Origin of the sequence: Loktanella atrilutea (genome assembly GCF_900128995.1) — a bacterium.
GTDB classification, from domain to species: Bacteria; Pseudomonadota; Alphaproteobacteria; order Rhodobacterales; family Rhodobacteraceae; genus Loktanella; species Loktanella atrilutea.
The window spans coordinates 85,652-106,942 of sequence record NZ_FQUE01000007.1; the positions used below are offsets into that span (position 1 = coordinate 85,652).

Consider the following 21,291-nt stretch of genomic DNA (forward strand, 5'->3'; position numbering starts at 1 on the left):
CACCTACACGCAAAATTGCGTGCGGTCGATAAATTCCGTGCCATGATTGTCTGGTGAAGCCACGCGAAGGAGCAGACCGATCGACAACGCCAGCTTCTATACCGCCCTGCCACTCATCGACGCATTCGAAAGCCTGAGCGATACGGCCAATTTCAGCGCCCTGCCGGACGACTGGTTGATCGGCGTATCCGATATCGAAGGGTCAACCGCCGAGATTGCGAAAGGCCGCTACAAGGCTGTGAACATGGTGGGTGCGGCGGTCATCTCGGCCCAGTTGAATGCCGCGAGAGGTGCCGCTTTCCCGTTTGTCTTCGGCGGCGACGGCGCGACCTTTGCCATCTGGCCGGCGCAGGCGCAGGCGGCGGAGGCTTCGCTGCGCGCCGTGCAGCGATGGGCCCTTGATGAATATGGCATTGTCCTGCGGGCAGCGTTGGTGCCAGTGCGTGACATCCTTGACGCAGGGCTGCGGATCGCAGTCGCGCGCTACCGCGTATCCGACGGCGTGGATTATGCAATGTTCCATGGCGGCGGTGCGTCCTGGGCCGAAAGGGCGCTGAAGGACGGCGCCTATGGACTTGCCCCGGCCCCGCCCGGAGTCCGGCCCGATCTGAGCGGGCTGTCGTGCCGATGGGCGCCGCAGACCGCGCGCAACGACATGATCCTGTCATTGGTCGTCGTTCCGGTGCCCGGCGCCTCACCTCGGCAATTCGCGCAGGTCGCGGCAGAGGTCGTGTCGCTGGCGCAGGCGCTTGACCGAGGCGGCCATCCGGTCCCGCGCGACGGCCCGGCGATGCAGTGGCCACCGGAAGGCTTGGCGCTGGAGGCCCGGGCGCAGCGCGGCAGCGGCAGTCTGAGGCGACAGCGGATCGGCATCCTGTTTCAGAGCTTCCTGGCCTTGGTGCTGACGCGCACGGGGTGGAAAGTCGGCGGTTTCGATGCCCGTCATCACAACCGGATCGTCGCGGCAAATTCCGATTTTCGCAAATGGGACGACGGGTTGAAGATGACGCTCGACTGCGACACCGAAACGCTGGTGCGGATCGAGGCGCTGCTGTCAGACTACCATAGTCGCGGCATCCTGCGCTATGGACTGCACCGACAGGACAGTGCGATCATGACCTGTATCGTGCCGTCGATCCTGCGCGACGATCACGTCCATTTCGTCGACGGCGCCGACGGCGGATACACCGCCGCGGCCGCCGCGATGAAAGCGCAGGGCTGATCGGCGACCGGCGAACCCGCTTTACGATGCCGGCCGTATCACGCAAGGTGCCGGCAACACCCGCGCCCTTGGCGCGGTGCAGACCCTATAGGAGATTCGACATGAAAAGCGTTCTCGATCAACTGCGCGAGATGACGAGCGTCGTGGCCGACACGGGCGATATTGCCGCGGTCAAGCGCTATGCCCCCGTGGACTGCACGACGAACCCGTCCCTCGTGCTTGCCGCCATGACGGACCCCGCGTCTGAAGACATGCTTGTCCACGAGATGGAAGCAGGGCGCAAATCCGGGCTGAGCGCGGAGGACCTGGCCGACAAGCTGACCGTGGCCCTGGGCGCCGAACTGACCAAGGTGGTGCCCGGCCGTGTCTCGACCGAGGCGGACGCGCGCCTGTCCTTCGACACCGACGCCTCGATCGCGCGGGGCCGCGCGATCATCGCCGATTACGCCGAACGCGGCGTCGGCAAGGACCGCGTGTTGATCAAGCTCGCCTCGACCTGGGAAGGCATCCGCGCGGCAGAGGTGCTGCAGGACGAGGGTATCGACTGCAACCTCACCTTGCTGTTCTCGATGGCACAGGCCGTGGCCTGTGCCGATGCGGGTGCATTCCTGATCTCGCCCTTCGTTGGCCGGATCACGGACTGGTACAAGAAATCCGAAGGTGTCGAGGGCTATGCGCCCGATGAGGATCCGGGTGTAAGGTCCGTGCGGCAGATCTATGATTACTACAAGTCCAATGGCATCGACACCATCGTCATGGGTGCGTCGTTCCGCAATGTCGACCAGATCAAGGCGCTGGCAGGCTGTGACAACTTGACGATCTCGCCCAAGCTACTGGAAGTTTTGGGGCAAGAGGAAGCCGAACTGCCGCGCGCGCTGAGCCCTGACAGTGCCAGTGGCGTGGAAAAGGTCGAGATGGACGAGGGTAAATTCCGGTGGGAATTGAACGCCGACGCCATGGCGACCGAGAAGCTGGCGGAAGGCATCCGCAATTTCGATGCGGATTATCGCAAGCTTCTGAAGGTCATCAGCGACCGCATGTAATTCAGAACCGGGCCGGTCGTTCGCGATCGGCCCGGCCATGGCATCGGTCATCGATCTGCATCATTCGCCCAGCTTCGCGTGAACTTCCGCCAGATCGATCTCGCCGATCGGCATCTTGTTGTCCGGATTGTCGAAATCGTAGCGGAACAGCTGGAAGTCCTTCTTGTAGATCTCGAACATCAGGTGCATGGACAGGTCGTCGAAATAGTCGGACACCTTGTGCAGGCGCTTCGGGCCATGGCCTTCGCTTTCGTTGAAGCGAGGAATTTCGTTCAGGTCGATCTTGTGCGGGGTGTCCACCGCCGACAGCACGTCCTGCATTCCGTCGTTGAAATCCTCGGTCCAGAAGATCTTGTCGTAGCGGCCACCGTTGACGATGAAGGTCGAAATATGTCCCGCCATGGCGGACCAGTGGATGTCCGGTTCCATCGGGCGCCGCCAGCGGATCGTGTCCCGGGCGAACAGCAGGAAGCGCCGGAACGACTTGATCTGGTCGAACTCGAAGCCGGTGTCGGGATCGCCCACCGCGATTCCGTATTTCTGAATCAGTAGGGGGACGAGGTTGCCGCGATAGCGACGGCCGTTGCGCTGGATGCCGCAAATCTTGTCGAAGAACGACGACAGGATCCGGGTATAGGGATTGCGGACACAAGTGAAGGCATAGCTTTTGCGGGCCGTGACGTTGGCGGTGATCAGCGGCTGGCTGTCGTCCATCGCCCATTTGTGCATGCCCGCATCGGCGTCGTGGATGTCGCCGTCGTAGAAGGTCCCGTGGTCCGAATAGAACATGATCTGGCCGATGGTCGAGCAGGCGCATTTCGGCACCACGCGGTACACCATGCTCTCGCTTTCCGTCATCCAGGTGCCTGGAAAACCCATGCTCATGTCCCCTCTCTCCCGGGCCTCTGCCGGGGCCCGTTCACAGCACGTCTTAGTTGACCGTCTTTTGCAAAGAAACCCTGTAAGTTCGGGTGGCCTTCACGCTATGACGTCATGACCGGCAGCTAAAAGGGACCAACGCGGCCTTTTCATGGCAAAAATCGCTTTTATTCTCTTGTGCCACAAGGACCCCGAGGCTGTCATCCAGCAGGCGCGGCAACTGACGGCCGTGGGTGACTGCATCGCGATTCACTTCGACGCGCGTGCCCCGCAAGAGGCCTACGACCTGATCCGGTCCGCCTTGGCCGACAATCCGAATGTCACCTTTGCGACCCGCCGTATCCGTTGCGGCTGGGGAGAGTGGAGCCTCGTGCAGGCGACGCTTTATGCCGTCGAGGCGGCGGTGGAGGCGTTTCCGCGGGCGACGCATTTCTACATGGTGTCCGGCGACTGCCTTGCGATCAAGTCGGCCAGTTACGCCCATGATTTCCTTGACCGCCGCGACTGCGACTATATCGAAAGCTTCGACTTCTTCGAGAGTGACTGGATCAGGACAGGGTTCAAGGCGGAGCGGCTGATCTATCGCCACTGGTTCAACGAACGTACGCAGAAGCGGCGCTTTTACTGGAGCTTCTGGACGCAGCGGCGGTTCGGCCTGACGCGCGAGGTGCCCTCGGACCTGCAGGTCATGATCGGAAGCCAGTGGTGGTGCCTGCGACGGCGCACGATCGAGGCAATCCTTGATTTCACCCGCGCACGCCACGACGTGATGCGGTTCTTTCGCACGACATGGATTCCGGACGAGACCTTCTTCCAGACGCTCGTACGGCACCTGATCCCGAGCCGAGAGATCGAGACGCGGACTTTGACGTTCCTGATGTTCACCGATTACGGGATGCCGGTGACTTTCTACAACGACCATTACGACCTTTTGCTTGGGCAGGATGCGCTGTTCGCGCGCAAGATCAGCGCCGAAGCTAAGGATCTCAAGGCGCGACTGGGAGAGCTCTATGCCTCGGACCGGCGCGACTTCAAGATATCCAACGAGGGTCGCAACCTCTTTACCTTCCTGACCGGGCGCGGCCGGATCGGGCGACGCTTCGCCCCCCGGTTCTGGGAAGCGGAAAGCACGCTGGGGCGTGAGCGCGAATTGCTGATCGTGGCCTGCAAGAAATGGCACGTCGCGAAGCGGCTGCTGGGATCGATCAAGCATCATACCAACATCCCGGCCATCGAATACCTGTTCAACGAGGACAGCACGGAGATGCCCGACCTCGGCGGCATTCAGGCAACGCTCGGCAAGCGGACGCGGCATCGGCGCGCTCTGATGCGGATGCTTTTCGACTATTATGGGAGTGACCGGCTGATCATCTGCCTCGACACCGCGAACATCGACCTCTTGCAGGATTTCTGTTCGGACCGGTCGACCACGCGCCTGCTGGAGATCGAATGCAACATGACCGACGCCTATCTGATCGGTCACGCGCGGCGGGTCGGGTTGGCGGGCGAGGAAACGTCGCCGGAGGGTCTGGGCCAGCTGCTTCCGGCCCTGCGCGCCGACATCCTGTTCGAATCGGACCGGATCAGGGAGGCGGAGTTCCCCAATCACCTGCGGCTGCGCGAAAATGCAACGCCGGCAGAGAACGCGCCGGCGCTTGCCACGTTCCTGCAGGTGCCGGACGACACCGCCCGCGCGCTGGCCGAGACACCCTACCTTTTCGTTGACTGAGGATTGCCCCGATGACCGACACGACATTTGCCTATGACGACCAGAACATCTTTGCCAGAATCCTGCGTGGCGAGATTCCGAACAAGACGGTGTTCGAGAACGACCATGCGCTGGCCTTCGCCGATATTGCGCCGCAGGCGCCGGTCCACGTGCTGGTGATCCCGAAGGGGCCTTATGTCAGCCTCGATCACTTCGCGTCCGAGGCCACGCCTGAGGAGCAGGTCGGGTTCTTTCAGGCGGTGGCCGAGGTCTGCCGGCTGTCCGGGGTCGAGGAGGGTTTCAGGGCGATCGCCAATGCCCGTGCCCACGGTGTGCAGGATGTGCCGCATTTCCATCTGCACATCTTGGGCGGGACGCGGCTGGGCCGGATGCTGCCGGAGTGACGCCGAGCGACGCTGTTTGCGGCCACGGCCGCGAAGGCGCCCCGCCCGCCGTCCCCTGCGGCGTCAGCGTCCGGAGGTGAGTGAGAGAAACACGTCCTCCAGGTCCGGCTGTTCGCTCGTCACGTCGCGGATCGTGATGCCGGCATCGCGGACGGCCTGAATGATCTCTCCCGCAGGGGTCTTGCTGGACTGGTAGGTGAAGGCGAGCGTGCCGTTGTCGCGGCGCTGGCCGGTAATGCCGCCGGGCAGGGGTGGCAGGTTCGGGTGATTGGCGTCCGGCGTGATGACCAGCGTCTTCTGGTCCAAGGTACCAAGCAGGTTTGCCGTGGTATCGCGCACGATCATCTCGCCGTGGTTGATGATGGCGATCTCGTCGCACATCGCCTCGGCCTCTTCGAGGTAGTGCGTCGTCAGGATGATCGTCATGCCTGCGTCGTTGAGCTTGCGCACGTTCTGCCACAGCAGGTTGCGCAACTCGATGTCGACGCCGGCGGTGGGCTCGTCCAGCACGAGAATCTGCGGGCTGTGCACGAGCGCCTTGCCCAGCAACAGGCGGCGGCGCATGCCGCCGGACAGGGACCGGGCGTAGGCATCGGCCTTGTCGGCGAGGCCGATGAGGTCGAGGATCTCCTCTGTGCGGCGCTGCGCCTTGGGCACGCCGTAGAGTCCGGCCTGCACGTCGAGCGAACCGCGCGGGGTGAAGAAGGGGTCGAGGTTGGGTTCCTGCGGCATGATCCCGATGGCAGCCCGGCTTTGCCGCGGGTTCACGTCCTGATCGAAACCCCAGATCCTGACCTTGCCGGCGGATTTCACGACGAGCCCGGCCAGCACGTTGATCAGCGTCGACTTGCCGGCCCCGTTCGGCCCTAGCAGCCCGAAGATCGAACCACGCGGGATCGACAGGTCGATGCCTTTCAAAGCCTCCTTCGCCGGGGAACGGCCGGTCGCGGCGTAGGTCTTCTTCAGGCCCGTGATTTCGATGGCATTGTCGGTCATTGGTGTCTTTCCCCCCTGACGGGGCTGGGGTAGTGTCGGGGTCGATCTAAGGCGGGCGTGGCCCGCGACAACTGACAGGCCAGCGCATGACACGTCCCGCACCGGAAACCAAGATCGTCGACACGTGGAAGGTCGCCTGCGACGGCAGCGGTCCGGGGCTTGGCCACCCGCGCGTCTGGCTGGCCATTCCGCACGACCTGGGCTGGGTCGAATGCGGTTATTGCGATGCGAAATACGTGCACCGGGATTTCGAAAGCAAGCCGGACTGATCCGGCGCGGAGCCATTGTCGCCTTGCTGGCCGTGCTGCTGTATCTGGCGGCCGGCACGCTGGGCGGCCTGATCCGGACAGGTCAGGTGGCGGACAGCGCCGATGCGGTCGTCCTGCTGCTGCCGAGTCCGATCCACACGGATATCGTCCTGCCGGTCACGCCTGAGGTCCGCCGCGCCTTTGCCTTTCTTGCGGATGCAGGCCAGCCCATTACCGACCCTGCGACAACCTGGATCGTGGTCGGGTGGGGCGCGCATGATTTCTACCAACGGACCCGGACTGCCGGGGACTTGCGGCTGCGGCCCGCGCTGCGTGCGATCATGGGCGACAGCGCAGTCATGCGGATCGAGACGGGCGGCGCCGGTTGGGACACGTCGCGCCTGTCACGTGTGTCGCTGACGGCGGCGCAGTTCACACGGCTCGTCACCGGCATCCGCGCTTCCGTCAGCCGGCCGGTGCCGCTTCCGGGTCCGGGCTTCACCCCTTGGGACGCGTTCTATCCCGCGACAGGCCGCTTCACCCTCTGGCGGACCTGCAATGTCTGGGTCGGCGACATGCTGCGGCAGGCGGGGGCACGGGTCGGCATCTGGACGCCATTCACATGGACGCTTCCATGACTTCATGGCAGAACGACGAAACGCCGCACCGGGAGACGAGCACATGACGACGCAATTCGGCAAGGGCTGCCACCTGCACCTGATCGACGGATCGGCCTTCATCTTTCGCGCTTATCACGCGCTGCCCCCGCTGACGCGCGCGTCCGACGGTTTGCCGGTCGGGGCGGTCAGCGGCTTCGTGAACATGCTGCAGCGGTATGTGGAAACGAACGCCGGTCCCGATGCGGCGACCCATGTGGCGGTGATTTTCGACAAGGGGTCGCAGACCTTTCGCAACGAGATGTACGACCAGTACAAGGCCAACCGGGAGGCGATGCCGGAGGATCTGCGCCCGCAGATCCCGCTGACGCGCGACGCCACCCGCGCCTTCAACATCGCCTGCGAGGAACTGGAGGGGTTCGAGGCCGACGACATCATCGCCACCCTGTCCCACATGGCCCGCGAAGCTGGTGGCCGCGTCACGATCCTGAGCTCGGACAAGGACCTGATGCAGCTGGTCGGTGACGGGGTCGAGATGCTGGACCCGATGAAGAACAAGCGCATCGACCGCGACGGCGTGATCGAGAAGTTCGGCGTCGGGCCGGAGCGGGTGGTGGATGTGCAGGCCTTGGCAGGCGACAGCGTCGACAACGTCCCCGGCGCGCCCGGCATCGGAATCAAGACCGCCGCCTTGTTGATCAACGAGTTCGGCGATCTGGAGAGCCTGCTGGACCGGGCGGAGGAGATTAAACAGCCGAAGCGGCGACAAACGCTGATCGAACATCGAGCACAGATCGAACTGTCGAAGCGGCTCGTGCAGCTTGACTGCGATATGACATTGCCTTTCGGCCTCGACGATCTGGAAATCCGCGATCCGGACCCGGAGACCCTGCTGGGTTTTCTGGCCGAGATGGAATTCCGCACGGTCACCAAGCGGATCGCGGACAGACTCGGTACAGCTGCGCCGGTGATCGAGGCCGCACCCGTGGCCGAGGTGGCGCAGGTCGCGGACAAGCCTTTCGATACCGATGCCTACGCATGCGTTCGCACGATGGAGGCGCTGCAGGTCTGGATCGATCGGATCGTGGAACGGGGCCACGTCGCCATCGACACCGAGACCACGTCCCTTGACGAGATGCGGGCCGAATTGGTCGGAATATCGTTGTGCGTGGAGGCAGGGGAGGCCTGCTACATTCCGCTGGGACACAAGGCGGCGTCGCAGGACGACCTGTTCGGCTCTGACGCCCGGGCCGAAGGGCAGATGGACATGGCCGCTTGTCTGACCGCTTTGAAACCGGTGCTGGAGGATGAAAGCATCCTCAAGATCGGTCAGAACATGAAATACGACGCGAAGGTTCTGGCCCTGCTGGACATCAACGTCGCGCCGATAGACGACACCATGCTGTTGTCCTACGCGATGCACGCAGGATTGCACAATCACGGCATGGACACGTTGTCCGAACGCTACCTCGGTCACACACCGATTCCGATCAAGCCACTGTTGGGATCTGGCAAATCCGCCATCACATTTGATCGGGTGCCGATCGACGATGCCGTGCGCTACGCGGCCGAAGATGCGGATATTACCCTCCGCTTGTGGGAAGTGTTGAAGCCGCAACTTCACGTCAAGGGCGTCACCACTGTCTACGAGACTCTGGAACGTCCGTTGGTGCCGGTGCTTGCGCAAATGGAAATGGCGGGCGTCAAGGTCGACCGCGATACGCTAAGCCGCATGTCCAACGCCTTCAGCCAGAAGATGGCGGGGCTGGAGGACGAGATATATGCCCTGTCAGGACGAAAGTTCGCGATCAATTCACCCAAGCAACTGGGCGAGTTGATGTTCGACGAGATGAACCTGACGATGCCGGACGGCAAGAAGCCGGCAACCGGGAAAAGCGGGGCCTATTCCACAGGGGCGGATATCCTCGAGGATCTGGCAACGATCCATGACATGCCGCGCCTGATCCTCGACTGGCGGCAACTGGACAAGCTGAAAAGCACCTATACCGACGCGCTGCAAAAGCACATCAACCCGGAGACAGGGCGCGTCCATACCTCCTATTCCATCGCCGGGGCGAATACTGGGCGTCTCGCGTCGACCGATCCGAATCTGCAGAACATCCCGGTCCGGTCAGAGGAAGGGCGGCGTATCCGCGAGGCCTTCATTGCCGAAGAGGGCAAGGTGCTGGTCAGTCTCGACTACTCCCAGATCGAACTGCGCATCCTCGCCCACGTCGCCGGGATTGCGGAGCTTAAACAGGCCTTCCGCGAAGGTGTCGACATCCACGCCCTGACAGCATCAGAGATGTTCAACGTGCCGCTGGAGGAGATGACACCGGACATTCGCCGGCAGGCCAAGGCAATCAACTTTGGCGTGATCTACGGGATTTCCGGCTTCGGCCTGGCCCGAAATCTGCGTATTCCGCGCGATCAGGCTCAGGGCTTCATCGATCGCTATTTCGAACGCTTTCCCGGCATCCGCGCATATATGGACGACACCATCCGTTTTGCAAAGGATCACGGGTACGTCCAGACGTTGTTCGGGCGCAAGATCAACACGCCCGAGATCAACGCGAAGGGCCCGCAAGCCGGATTCGCCCGCCGCGCGGCGATCAATGCGCCGATCCAAGGGACCGCTGCCGATGTTATCCGCCGCGCGATGATCCGCATGCCGGAGGCGATCAAGGGGCAGCCGGCGAAGATGCTGCTTCAGGTTCACGACGAACTGCTGTTCGAGGTTGAGGACGGCGCGCAGAACAAGCTGATCGATACGGCGCGCGATATTATGGAGAACGCCTCTGATCCTGCGGTCCGGCTCGACGTCAAACTGGCCGTCGATGCGGGGCAGGGGCCGAACTGGGCCGCTGCCCACTGAACGCCACTGCCACCCGGCAGCCGATGGTGAATTGAAATCACGACCGATCACGGCGTCATTGGCTTGCGAGCGGCAGCGCAGTTTGCATACTGTGCGGAATGATCACGCAAAAGATGAAATATGCCCTCAAGGCCGTCATGGTCCTTGGCGACGAGGCTGCGGGGCAGGGGCGGCCCTTGCGGATCGAAGATATTGCCCAGCAATCCGGCGCGCCAAAGCGGTTTCTTGAACACATCATGCTGGATATCAAGAAATCGGGCTTGGTCGCATCTACTCGTGGCCGGTCCGGCGGCTACGTGCTGATCAAGGATCCTGCTGGCATATCCATTCCGTCTCTGCTTCGGTTGATCGATGGCCCGATCTCTCCACTGCCATGCCTGTCGCGGGTAGCCTACCGGATCTGCGACGATTGTACCGACGAAGCGACTTGCCGCATCCGCCGCGCCTTTTCCGATGCCTATTACGGTTATCTGCTGATGTTCGAAGGCATGACCCTTGCGGACCTGATGAAGGGCGAAACGCGAGGCGAAATGTCGTCTGAGGCCATACCCTCGGCCTGACCTGGGCGGCTTCATAGTAAAGCCGGCAGATCGAAAAGCGAGCCGGACGCCTAAACCGACAGATGTGGCACGCAAAAAGATTGCTGCGTATCAGATGGTTGGCGCAATAATCTTCAACCCAGTCAGGAAATCGGAACTAAATTGCCGATGAGTCCGTTGGCCCGTCAACAAGACGGAACAAAACCGAGGGAACCACAATGTCGCAAAAGAATTTGCCATCGCTGGGACTGGCGCTGTTGCCGGTCGTATTGACGCTGGGGCTACTTGCCCTTCAGCTCTTTTACTACGGCGATTTCACCCCTCACATCCCGCTGGCGATCGGCCTTGCCATCACGTCGCTGCTCGGCGTACTGCGCGGGCAGACGTGGGAGGATATCCGCGAAGGCATATTTCACGTCATCCATGTCTCGATGCCGTCCGTCGCCGTCCTAATCGTGGTCGGCATGATCATCGGCACGTGGATTGCGTCTGGCACCGTTCCGACGCTGATTTACTACGGGCTGAACATCCTTAACCCGTCGATCTTCCTCGCTGCCGCGATGATCCTGTGTTCCGTCGTTTCGGTTTCGCTTGGTACGAGTTGGGGGACGGTCGGCACTGTCGGCCTTGCACTCATGGGGATAGGTGCAGGCTTCGGTGTGCCGGTCTACTGGACCGCCGGCGCTGTCGTGTCCGGATCATTCTTTGGCGACAAGATCTCTCCGCTGTCGGATACCACCAACCTCGCCCCCGCCGTTACAGGCACCAACGTCTTCGACCATATTCAAAACATGCTCGCGACGACGATCCCTGCGATGTTGATCGCATTGGTAATCTATCTGGTTGCCGAATACATGTTTATCGATACAGGCGAATCCTCCTTTGACGCGATCACGGCAATCACGTCAGAGCTTCAATCGCAATTTAACCTCGGGATCGTGCCGTTGCTGCCCGCCGTCGTGGTGGTCGTGCTGGCGCTGACCAAGAATCCACCGCTGCCTTCGCTCTTTGCCGGTGTACTGGCCGGCGGTCTTGTTGCGGTCTTCTGGCAGGGCGTGGGAATTCACGACGTCTTTGCCTATGCGCAATCCGGCTACAGCATCGAGACGGGCGTCGGCGACATCGACAACCTGCTGAACGCCGGTGGCATCCAGTCGATGATGTGGACGATTTCCCTGATCCTCATCGCGCTGGGTTTTGGCGGTGCGCTAGAACGGACTGGCTGCCTCGAATCGATCATCCAGTCGATCATTTCCAAGGTCAGCAGTTTCGGCGCGGTCCAGACCTCTGCCATTGCCACGTCCTTTGCGACCAACGTGGTGGCTGGCGATCCCTACATCAGTATCGCGCTGCCGGGACGGATGTATTCGCCCCTCTACCGCGGCATGGGCTATTCCACGCTGAACCTGTCCCGTGCCGTCGAAGAGGGTGGCACCATGATGTCGCCTCTGATCCCGTGGAACGCCGGTGGCGCCTTCGTCATCAGCGCGCTTGGTCTGGGGATCATGGATGGCAACCTGCAGAACCTGCTTTACATACCGCTGGCCTTCGCCTGCTGGACGGCGCCGGTAATCGGCATCTTCTATGCCATCACGGGCCTCTTCTCGCCCAAAGCGACGGACGAGGAGCGCCGGAAGTGGGACGCGGACAACGAAGATGTCATGGACATGTCCGATCACGATCTTGGCGAGGCGCAGCCAGCCTGACGACAGGATCGAAGACCAGAGCAGGGGCCGCGATCGCATGATCGTGGCCTTTCGCCGTTCGCGGCGACGGGAACAAAGCCCGCGACGCGCGGGTTTCTTGTGCGACGTATCAACGAAGGAAAGAGTACATGACCAAAGACGCAAAAGCTGATTTCTGGGATCGCGTCGACACCGTGCAGGCTGGCATGCTGGGCCTTGCGGAAAACAGCAAGCTGGTGCCAATGTCGCCGACCCTGCGCAAGGCGCGTGATGGCAAAATCTGGTTCATCGCCGCGAAGGGCGAAGAGATCGTGGACAATACCGCGGCGGCATCCAAGGATGCGCGTTTCGTCATCGCAGATGCGAAATCCGGCCTCTATGCCAACGTCGAAGGGCAACTTGCCCATGTGAACGACAAGGCCATCCTCGATGAATTATGGAATGCCGTCGCCGCGGCATGGTTTGACGATGGGAAAGAAGACCCGGACGTTCAACTGCTGTGCCTGACGCCCCGCATGGCTGGATGCTGGTTCAGCACTACAAGCGGCGTCAAGTTCATCTACGAAATCGCGAAGGCGAATATCACGGGTGCAGAACCCGATCAGGGCTATCAGGCCGATCTGACGTTCTGATCGCTACCGCTACAACCAGAAAAGGCGGGCCTGACGGCCCGCCTTCGTCATGTCGGGGCTATGGCAACTTCAGTTGACGGCCTTGGCGTCCACCACGTCCGTATGACTGGCAGCAGCCTTCTCGATCGCGATGCGGCGGGGCTTCAGCGCCTCGGGTACTTCGCGAGCCAAGTCGATATGCAGCATGCCGTCAACATGGCTTGCGCCGGTCACGCGCACATGGTCGGCGAGGTGGAAACGACGCTCGAAGGCGCGGGTGGCGATGCCACGGTGCAGGAATTTGCGATCGCTGTCGTCCTCGGCCTTGCGACCGGTCACAAGCAGGGCACGGTCATTGACCTCGATCGACAGGTCGGTATCAGAAAATCCGGCCACCGCGAGCGAGATGCGCCACGCGTCATCTTCGGTCTTTTCGATGTTGTAAGGCGGGTAGGTCGACTGGCCGACGTCAGAGGCCAAGGCACGGTCCATAAGGTCGGCGATCTGGTCGAATCCGACAGTGGCACGGTATAGGGGTGTCAGGTCAAAGGTACGCATTGGGTCATCCTTTTCAAAGCGATAACATGGTGATAGCCCTCCCCTTCGAGGACGGGCCGGGTTTTTGCAACGGCCCGCTGTGGCACCGTCGCCCGGCATATTTGGGAATCAATTTCGTTCCGTTCAAGAGGGTATGTCCCCTCAGGGTCTGACGAATTTTGCGCCGGTGTCGTTGCGTGCCCCGCTGGCTGTAAATCGCGGACCGTTGGACAAGATCGGGGTCTGAGCTGTGATGTGTGCCGCAAGCAGCGCGTCCAGCGTATCTGATACCGTCGCGGCCAATGACACGGCGTCACCATCCGACTCTCCCTTGGCAGAGAGCACGGCCACGATCCGCGCGATGCCGTTGCCGGTGGCAAAGACCGGCGCGCCGCTGGCGCCGAAATCCGCGGCACAGGTCATCATCACCACGTGACTGATCGCGTCCAGCACATGACAGGTCTTCTGCAGGCTCGCGATATTGGCCCTGTCACGGGCGTAGGACACGACCGTCAACGGCATGTCCTGCGTCGGCGCGACGCCGACCGGATAGGGGGCAAGGCTGGGTAGTCTTATCGGTCGGTCGAGTTCCAGCACTGCCAAATCGACCGAAACCGCGTCGTTTTGCGCGCGCGCACCGTGGTGGATGTAATCGGGATGCGGCGTGGCGCGGGTCACTGCACGCGTCGCAGCGGCGCGGTCATCGCGCAGGCCTGCCAGAAAGGTGAACCGGTCAGGCGGAATGCGAGCGCCCTGATCGTCGAACAGACAGTGTGCTGCGGTCAGGATCGTCGTTTCGGCAATCAGTGCCGCCGTGCAGAACCCGCTCCGGTCGATGTCGAGGCGGCCGACCGCTTCCCAGCCGCGACTGGTTTCCTTGGTCACCATCGGTTGCAGGTCCGTATCCTGCGCCGGCAGACGTGATGCCAGAATACCAAGAATCAATACCAGAAGAAGGTTTCGCATGCCTCGTCCCGTCGGTTTGCGGTCATTGTAGTGACCGGTTACGGCGGTCATATGGCGTCTACCGCAATATGGGAACCGGTGGCGCATCGACCGGACGATCGAAGGCAGGGGGGCGTGGCCCGCCTGTCGCCCAATCCAGCAGCTCTACCGTGTGCACGATCGGGACACCTGCATTGGTCCCGATCTGCATCATGCAGCCGATATTGCCCGCCGCGATCACATGCGGCCGTAGGGCCGCCAGCGACCTCACCTTGCGGACTTTCAGCTGTTCAGAGATTTCGGGCTGCATCAGGTTGTAGGTGCCGGCTGATCCGCAGCACAGGTGACTGTCGGCCGGCTCCAGCACAGTGAAGCCTGCGCGCTTCAGCAGATCCTTCGGCGCCGCCCTTACCTTCTGTCCGTGCTGCAGGGAGCAGGCGGCATGATATGCAACGCGCAGCCCCCCGGTTTCGGCACCATCGGGGTCAGACGGCAGGCGTGCGGCGTCGATGCCCGCAATACCGCCCTTGGCCACGTTCAGGTTCAGATGCGGCGACCCGGTGGGCAGCAGATCGAGAAGCACCTCGCTCACGTCCTTGGCGATGGCCGAAACCCGCGCGGCATCCTCCGCCAGATCGGTGTTGCGGAACATGTGGCCGTAGTCCTTCACCGTTGTTCCGCATCCACTTGTATTGATGACGATGGCATCGAGGCCGCCTGCATCCATCTGCGCCGTCCACGCCCGGATGTTGCGGGCGGCGGTGGCATGGGCTTCGTCCTCCATGCCCATGTGGTGGGTGAGGGCGCCGCAGCAGCCCTGCCCCTCGGGGATCACGACCTCTGCCCCCAGACGTGTCAGCAGACGGATGGTGGCGTCGTTGATATCTGTGTTCAGTGCGCGCTGGGCGCAGCCGGTCATCAGGACCACGCGCATCCGTTGATCCGCCGCGGCAAAGGTCTGCGGATCGTCGTTGCGGCTGACGGGGGGGATCACCTTTGGCGCCATGCGGATCATCGCACGCAGTCGGGCATCGGGGATCAATCCGGCGAACGGCTTTGCAATCTTCGCCCCCAGCAGCGCAAGCCGGAACCGCCCAGGATAGGGCAGCACCCGCGCCAGCACCCAGCGCAGCACGCGGTCGCCGGGCGGACGCTGGTAGTGTTCGTTGATGTAGGCCCGCGCGTGATCGACCAGATGCATGTAGTGAACGCCCGATGGGCAGGTCGTCATGCAGGCCAAGCAGGACAGGCAACGGTCGATATGCTTCACGGTCTTCGCATCGGGGACCCGCTCGTTTTCGAGCATGTCCTTGATCAGGTAGATGCGCCCGCGCGGGCTGTCGAGTTCGTCGCCCAGCACCTGATAGGTCGGACAGGTCGCGGTGCAGAACCCGCAATGCACGCAAGCCCGCAGGATCTGGTTAGCGCGTGCCGTGCCGGGGTCGCGCAGCTGGGCTTCGGTAAATGTCGTCTGCATCAGCCCATAACTCCAGGGTTGAGAATTCGGCGCGGGTCGAAGCGCCGGCGCAGCCCCGTGCTGAGGGTCGCCACCGGCGCGGGTTCGGGATGAAAGCGCGGGAACGCTCCGCCGGTGCCACGTACCCGTGTGGCATGGCCCGTGGTGATGTCGGCTCGCAGATCGCGCTCCGCCCGGCATAGAACCCACAACAGACCGCCGCCCCAGTCGGCAATGACGTCGACCTCTCCACCGGCGCGCAGGGCTGCGACGGTGTCGGGCATCCGCGACGGCCTGATCGACACGCGCCAGACGTCGCCGGACCGGTTCCCGAAGACGGCACAGTCGCGGAGCGCCTGCCAGTCGAAATCCGTCACCGAAGCCGCCCCGAACGTGGCCAGTTCGCGCATCAGCTTCTCGGCGCGATAGGTGACAGATTCGCCGAATCCTTCCAGCCGCACGACGACGCGACCATTGACAAAAGCCGCCCCCGTAACGTCGTAGGGCGAGCCAAGTGCTGCCGACATCGCTGCCACCGCCTGCATGTCGTCCAGTCCCGTTATCGCAACCGAGGCCATCGCCTGCGGCAAGGGCAGCACCTTCAGGCTGACTTCGGTCATGACCCCCAGCGTGCCGTACGACCCGGCAAGCAGCTTGACCAGATCGTAGCCCGTGACGTTCTTCATCACGCGTCCGCCGTTCTTGACGATGTTGCCGGTGCCGTCGACGAAGCGCACGCCCAACAGGTGATCCCGGCAGGCCCCGACCTGAATTCGCCGCGGTCCGCTGGCATTTGTCGCCACGACCCCGCCGATGGTGGGCTCACCGCCTGTCCCAAGCAGCCTCCTCATGTCAGTCGGCTCGAAGGCCAACCGCTGCCCCTCAGCGGCCAGGGCCGCTTCGACCTCCGCCAGCGGCGTGCCCGCCTTGACGACCAGCGTCAGCGCGCCGGGTTCGTAGAGTGTAATGCCAGTCAGCCCTGCGGTGGACACAATGGCCCCCTTGCAAGCTATTCCGCGCGTGCCACCGCCCCGCACCTCCAGCGGCCCGTCAGCATCCCGGATCACATCGGCCAGTTCATCCTCGGTCACTGGCATCATGGCGCCGGTCCACCCTTCTTTTCGTCACAAACATCTTGGGGGTTTGGGGGCTGGCCCAAAGGCTCAGGCCGCCCGATGCGCCTCGCTCGCGTCCAGGGGAAACACCTTCGCCGGGTTCAACAGCCAGCCGGGATCGAAGACATCCTTCACCGCCATCTGCGCCTCCAGATCGGCAGCATTGAACTGAACGTGCATGAGGTCGCGCTTCTCGATGCCAACGCCGTGCTCTCCGGTCAGGCAACCGCCGACCTCGACGCACAGCTTCAGGATCGCAGCGCCGAAGGCTTCGCAACGCTCCAGATCGCCCGGCGTATTGGCGTTATAAAGGATCAGTGGATGCATGTTGCCGTCGCCAGCGTGAAAGACGTTGGCCACATCCAGCCCGTATTCAGCCGACATCTGGCGGATACGGTCAAGCACGTTCGGCAATTCCGTCACGGGGATCGTGCCGTCGAGGCACATATAATCATTGATCTGTCCCATCGCGCCAAAGGCCGACTTGCGACCCAGCCAGATGCGCGCCGCCTGATCGGCATCCTGCGCCTCGCGCACCTCTACCGGATCGTGCCGCGCCGCTATTTCTCCGATCAGCGCTAGCTGGTGATCAATCTCCGTGTCAGAGCCCTCGACCTCGATGATCAGCACCGCCTCGCAGTCGGGATAGCCCGCGTGCGCAAAGGCTTCGCAGGCTTCGATGCAGGGGCGATCCATGAATTCGATGGCGACGGGCAGGACCCCCGCCTTGATGATGTCGGACACGCAGGCGCCGGCGATGGCATTGCCGTTGAAGCCGATCAGCACAGGCCGCGCGCCTTCCGGCTTGCGCAGGATGCGCAAAGTTGCCTCGGTCACCACGCCCAATTGACCCTCGCTCCCGCAGATCAGGCCCAGCAGGTCGAGGCCCGGTGCGTCCAGATGCGCCCCACCGATCTCGACCACCGTGCCGTCCATCATCACCATCGTGACGCCAAGCAGATTATTCGTGGTCACGCCGTATTTCAGGCAATGCGCCCCGCCGGAATTCATCGCAATGTTCCCGGCAATCGCGCAGGCCAGTTGAGACGACGGGTCAGGCGCGTAGAAGAAACCTGCGCCCTCCACGGCCCCGGTGACGCTCAGGTTCGTGCGTCCGGTCTGTACCCGGATGATCCGATCGGCATAGTTCGTCTCCATCACCGCGTTCAAACGAGACACGCCGAGGATTACGCTGTCTGCCGTCGGCATCGCCCCACCCGCAAGGGATGTACCCGAGCCCCGTGGTACGACCGGCACCCCCATCTCGTGACAAATGCGCAGCACGTCCGACACTTCCTGGGTCGAGGCCGGCAAAACTGCGAGGAGCGGCGGACACCGGTAGGCGGACAGCCCGTCACATTCATAGGCCCTTGTCTCTGACACATCGGAAATCACCGCATCAGCCGCCAGGACCTGTCTCAGACGTTCGGCAAGTCGCTCCTTCAGGGCGATGACGCGGGCGCTTGGGTCTGGCATCTGCATGGGAATCCTCCGGATTGGTAAGTAAATATAACCAATTCGGACGGATGGCAAGGCGCCGGGGGTATGGTAGATCCAAAGGATGACAGCCATGACCCACCTCGCCGCACTCGGCGCGCTCGATATCGTCGCGCTTTTGCTGATCGTCGGCGCCTGGCTTGCGTTGGGCTGGTTGATCGAGCATCCGCATCCGCACCGTCCTTCTGTCACCGTCCTTGTCGCGCAGCGTCGCCGTGACTGGATGAAGGTCTTCGTCACCCGCGAACCCCGCATCTTTGACAGCCAGATACTTTCGAGCCTGCGGCAAGGCACATCCTTCTTCGCCTCGACGAGCATCTTCGCCATCGGCGGCGTGCTCGCGCTGATCGGCAACACGGACCCCCTGCGCGGTGTCGCGGCAGAGGTCATGGTGGTCGAAACGCCCGCACTGGTCTGGCAGGTAAAGCTCGGCCTTGTCACGCTGTTCCTTGTCACAGCCTTCCTGAAGTTCGTCTGGTCGAACCGGGTGTTCGGCTATTGCTCCGTCGTAATGGCTGCCGTCCCGCAGGACCCGGACGACCCCAAAGCCTATCCCCTCGCCGCGCAAGCGGGGGAACTGAACGTTCGCGCTGCGATGAACTTCAACCGGGGACTGCGCGCCATGTATTTCGCGCTGGGCGCCCTCGCGTGGCTGATTGGGGCATGGGCGATGATCCTTGCCACGCTCGTCGTCGCCTGGACGATCTGGAGCCGGGAGTTCGCCTCTCTCCCTCGCCGCATCCTGTTGGGCGAGATCGTCTAGCGCCGAGATCCTCGCCCTTCGCGCAGCCATGCAGCCACGGTCAGCAGGGCCGCGATCAGAAGGAAGGTCCAGGCTGGAAGCACAGGCCGGACGCTGATCGCCGCGGTGCGGTAGGCGCCGCGTGGCGTGATCCCCATCCAGCCACGGCCAGCAGCGGGCCGCCCTTCGCGCACGCTACGCAGGTCGATCGCGCCGTCTGCGATATTGGTCATCCCGCCTCGAGTACGGTCGATGACAGGATTTAGCAAATCGCCCGTGGCGATGGTCTGCTCGAATTCCTTCGGTGCCGCCGGTCCCAATGCAATAACGCTGTCCAGCGTGCCGTCCGTCAGCCGATAAAGGCCAACGTCGGGCGCGTCCCACAGCGTTTCGAACCGCCCGGGGCTGACCTCGTCCAGAGTCAGCACCGTCTCCGTTCCGTCCGGGCCCGTCACGGTGACGTCCGGCGTCGTCTCCTCCAGCGTGCGGCGAATGATGCGCATGGTCTGCCCGGTCGGCTCGACCCACAGCGCCTCCTCCTCCAGTTCCGGTTCCTTCATCATCCAGTGTGCCAGCCGGCGCAGCAATTCTGCCTGTGGCCCGCCGCCTTCATAGCCACGATCCCACAGCCAGCTCTGGTCCGAGGCGATCAGTGCCACGCGGCCCTCGCCGACACGGTTCAGCGTCAGCAGGGGGCGATCGTCGAGGCCGGTCATCAGGACCTCAGCCCCGTCGGCCACCGTCGTATCCACCAGCCGGAACCAGCGGCCCCAGCCGGGACCCTCGCCCTCTGCCGGGGCGGGCGACATGGCTTCCAGACCCTCGGTTACCGGATGGCGTTCGCCCAGATCGCTGACCTGGGGGACATAGCCTTCCTCGAATACGCGTGCGGTCGGTGCGCCGGGCAGGACCGATTCCAGTGGCGAACGATAGATGCTTTCGGCCCCGCCGTACTCCGGGCCGGAGGAGACCAGCACCGCGCCGCCGTTGCGGACGTAATTGGCAATGTTCTCCAGATAGAGTGACGGCAGGATGCCCCGCCTCCGATAGCGGTCGAAAATTATCAGGTCGAAATCCTCGATCTTTTCCATGAAGAGTTCGCGGGTCGGGAAGGCGATCAGCGACAACTCGTCGACCGGCACCCCGTCCTGCTTTTCCGGTGGGCGCAGGATGGTGAAATGCACGAGGTCCACCGCCGCATCAGCCTTCAGAAGGTTGCGCCAGGTGCGCTCGCCCGCATGGGGCTCGCCGCTGACGAGCAGCACGCGCAACCGGTCGCGCACGCCGTTGATCTGTACAACAGCGGCATTGTTGCGCGCCGTCAGCTCGCCATCCACCGCTGGCGTCGCGAATTGCAGCACGTTCATGCCGCCGTGAGGCAGATCGACCGGCAGTTCGATATCCTGCCCCACCGGCACGTCGAAAGGCAGCGGCTCTGCTCCGTCGATACTGATCGTCAGGGGCACGGTGGGAACACCCGCCGGCGCCGCGCCCTGATCCTCGATCCGCAGCGTCAGGGTCACGGGTTCGCCCAGAATGGCAAAGGCGGGGGCGTTGGAGACGACCAGCCTCCGGTCCCAGTCATCAGGCTGGCCCGTCAGCAAGGCGTGCAATGGTGCAGGTAGCGCCGGGGTCCGCTCCAGATCGTGCAACCGCCCGTCGGTCAGCAGGATGGTCCCCGCGATCCGGCCCTGCGGTTCTTCGGCCAAGGCCTCGGACAGGCCGGTCATCAGCAACGTGCCACCGTCGCCTTCGCCGTCACCGACCGTGACGACCCGTAGTTCCGTGTTGTCCAGCCGGGCGACCTCTGCCCGGACATTGGCGATGGCCGTCTGCGTTTGCGCGGGCCGGTCGCTCAGGCGCTGGCTGGCGGACTGGTCGACGACAAGCACCACGATGTCGGACAGTGCCTCACGCTCCTCTGACTGGACCGCCGGGTTCAGCAGTGCTGCCAGCAGCGCCAACCCCGCGAGCCCGCGCAGCCACCATCCCGGCAGCCGCCGCCAGATCGCCAGCGCGATCCCCGAAACAACCATAGTCGCCACGACGTAGATCGCCAGAAGCGGAAGCAGCGGGTCGAGAACGATTGTTCCGGTCATTGCGCGGGTCCCCTGCTTCTTCTCGTCTCAAATACCTTCGCCGGAGGCATTTCACCCGAGCCGCGCGCGCGTC

Annotated in this window: 19 protein-coding genes; 11 read left to right on the top strand and 8 right to left on the bottom strand. The window is 63.0% G+C overall.

What is annotated here, in order from left to right; all coding sequences use genetic code 11:
* Window positions 1-46 precede the first annotated feature (46 nt).
* Together BUA54_RS14395 and tal are read left to right on the top strand one after the other, a co-directional pair.
* Window positions 47-1,222, top strand: a complete 1,176-nt coding sequence (locus tag BUA54_RS14395; RefSeq protein ID WP_245810689.1) for a DUF3095 domain-containing protein — start codon at window positions 47-49, stop codon at window positions 1,220-1,222.
* A gap of 101 nt (window positions 1,223-1,323) precedes the next feature.
* On the top strand, window positions 1,324-2,265 hold the full coding sequence (gene tal / locus BUA54_RS14400) for a transaldolase (protein WP_072857956.1): 942 nt from the start codon (window positions 1,324-1,326) through the stop codon (window positions 2,263-2,265).
* Window positions 2,266-2,325: 60 nt separating this feature from the next.
* On the opposite strand, the gene BUA54_RS14405 is transcribed toward tal, so the two are convergent.
* Window positions 2,326-3,144: a sulfotransferase family protein gene (locus tag BUA54_RS14405; protein WP_072857957.1), complete on the bottom strand. Its 819-nt coding sequence runs from the start codon at window positions 3,142-3,144 to the stop codon at window positions 2,326-2,328.
* 151 nt (window positions 3,145-3,295) lie between these two features.
* On the opposite strand from BUA54_RS14405, the gene BUA54_RS14410 reads away from it, so the two are divergent.
* Window positions 3,296-4,873 carry a DUF5928 domain-containing protein gene (locus tag BUA54_RS14410; protein ID WP_072857958.1) on the top strand — a complete coding sequence of 526 codons (1,578 nt, stop codon included), beginning with the start codon at window positions 3,296-3,298 and terminating at the stop codon, window positions 4,871-4,873.
* A gap of 11 nt (window positions 4,874-4,884) precedes the next feature.
* Entirely contained in the window at window positions 4,885-5,256 is a 372-nt protein-coding gene (locus BUA54_RS14415; protein WP_072857959.1) for an HIT domain-containing protein, read from the top strand.
* A 63-nt stretch (window positions 5,257-5,319) separates the two neighbouring features.
* Here the strand turns inward: BUA54_RS14415 and BUA54_RS14420 are convergent, their stop codons facing one another.
* Window positions 5,320-6,252: an ABC transporter ATP-binding protein gene (locus BUA54_RS14420; RefSeq protein WP_072857960.1), complete on the bottom strand. Its 933-nt coding sequence runs from the start codon at window positions 6,250-6,252 to the stop codon at window positions 5,320-5,322.
* Between the two features lie 86 nt (window positions 6,253-6,338).
* On the opposite strand from BUA54_RS14420, the gene BUA54_RS14425 reads away from it, so the two are divergent.
* The 6 genes from BUA54_RS14425 (at window position 6,339) to BUA54_RS14450 (ending at window position 12,848) form a co-directional block, all read left to right on the top strand.
* The gene (locus BUA54_RS14425; protein ID WP_072857961.1) at window positions 6,339-6,521 is read left to right on the top strand and encodes a zinc-finger domain-containing protein; all 183 of its coding nucleotides are present in this window, start codon (window positions 6,339-6,341) and stop codon (window positions 6,519-6,521) included.
* A 23-nt stretch (window positions 6,522-6,544) separates the two neighbouring features.
* Window positions 6,545-7,138, top strand: coding sequence for a TIGR02117 family protein (locus BUA54_RS14430; RefSeq protein ID WP_178352758.1), 594 nt, complete (start codon window positions 6,545-6,547; stop codon window positions 7,136-7,138).
* Window positions 7,139-7,181: 43 nt separating this feature from the next.
* A complete protein-coding gene (gene polA, locus BUA54_RS14435; RefSeq protein WP_072857962.1) occupies window positions 7,182-9,992 on the top strand; it encodes a DNA polymerase I in 2,811 nt (936 codons plus the stop codon).
* A 98-nt stretch (window positions 9,993-10,090) separates the two neighbouring features.
* Window positions 10,091-10,552, top strand: coding sequence for an RrF2 family transcriptional regulator (locus tag BUA54_RS14440; RefSeq protein ID WP_072857963.1), 462 nt, complete (start codon window positions 10,091-10,093; stop codon window positions 10,550-10,552).
* Window positions 10,553-10,749: 197 nt separating this feature from the next.
* Window positions 10,750-12,237: a Na+/H+ antiporter NhaC gene (nhaC, locus tag BUA54_RS14445; protein ID WP_072857964.1), complete on the top strand. Its 1,488-nt coding sequence runs from the start codon at window positions 10,750-10,752 to the stop codon at window positions 12,235-12,237.
* A 128-nt stretch (window positions 12,238-12,365) separates the two neighbouring features.
* Complete coding sequence (locus tag BUA54_RS14450) at window positions 12,366-12,848, top strand: pyridoxamine 5'-phosphate oxidase family protein (protein ID WP_072857965.1); 483 nt, start codon at window positions 12,366-12,368, stop codon at window positions 12,846-12,848.
* A gap of 69 nt (window positions 12,849-12,917) precedes the next feature.
* Here the strand turns inward: BUA54_RS14450 and BUA54_RS14455 are convergent, their stop codons facing one another.
* From BUA54_RS14455 to BUA54_RS14475, 5 genes are all read right to left on the bottom strand, one after another.
* Window positions 12,918-13,385: an Hsp20 family protein gene (locus BUA54_RS14455; protein ID WP_072857966.1), complete on the bottom strand. Its 468-nt coding sequence runs from the start codon at window positions 13,383-13,385 to the stop codon at window positions 12,918-12,920.
* 141 nt (window positions 13,386-13,526) lie between these two features.
* Window positions 13,527-14,330, bottom strand: coding sequence for a trypsin-like serine peptidase (locus BUA54_RS14460; RefSeq protein ID WP_072857967.1), 804 nt, complete (start codon window positions 14,328-14,330; stop codon window positions 13,527-13,529).
* Between the two features lie 58 nt (window positions 14,331-14,388).
* Window positions 14,389-15,786, bottom strand: coding sequence for a glycolate oxidase subunit GlcF (glcF, locus tag BUA54_RS14465; RefSeq protein WP_072857968.1), 1,398 nt, complete (start codon window positions 15,784-15,786; stop codon window positions 14,389-14,391).
* Window positions 15,786-16,865, bottom strand: coding sequence for an FAD-binding protein (locus BUA54_RS14470; protein WP_072857969.1), 1,080 nt, complete (start codon window positions 16,863-16,865; stop codon window positions 15,786-15,788). The genes glcF and BUA54_RS14470 overlap by 1 nt, the downstream gene beginning before the upstream one ends.
* 63 nt (window positions 16,866-16,928) lie before the next feature.
* The gene (locus tag BUA54_RS14475) at window positions 16,929-18,362 is read right to left on the bottom strand and encodes an FAD-linked oxidase C-terminal domain-containing protein (protein ID WP_072857970.1); all 1,434 of its coding nucleotides are present in this window, start codon (window positions 18,360-18,362) and stop codon (window positions 16,929-16,931) included.
* A gap of 79 nt (window positions 18,363-18,441) precedes the next feature.
* Here BUA54_RS14475 and BUA54_RS14480 point away from each other — a divergent pair, with 79 nt between their 5' ends.
* Entirely contained in the window at window positions 18,442-19,140 is a 699-nt protein-coding gene (locus BUA54_RS14480; RefSeq protein WP_072857971.1) for a DUF599 domain-containing protein, read from the top strand.
* Here the strand turns inward: BUA54_RS14480 and BUA54_RS14485 are convergent.
* Entirely contained in the window at window positions 19,137-21,218 is a 2,082-nt protein-coding gene (locus tag BUA54_RS14485; RefSeq protein ID WP_072857972.1) for a hypothetical protein, read from the bottom strand. The genes BUA54_RS14480 and BUA54_RS14485 overlap by 4 nt on opposite strands.
* Window positions 21,219-21,291: the final 73 nt, after the last annotated feature.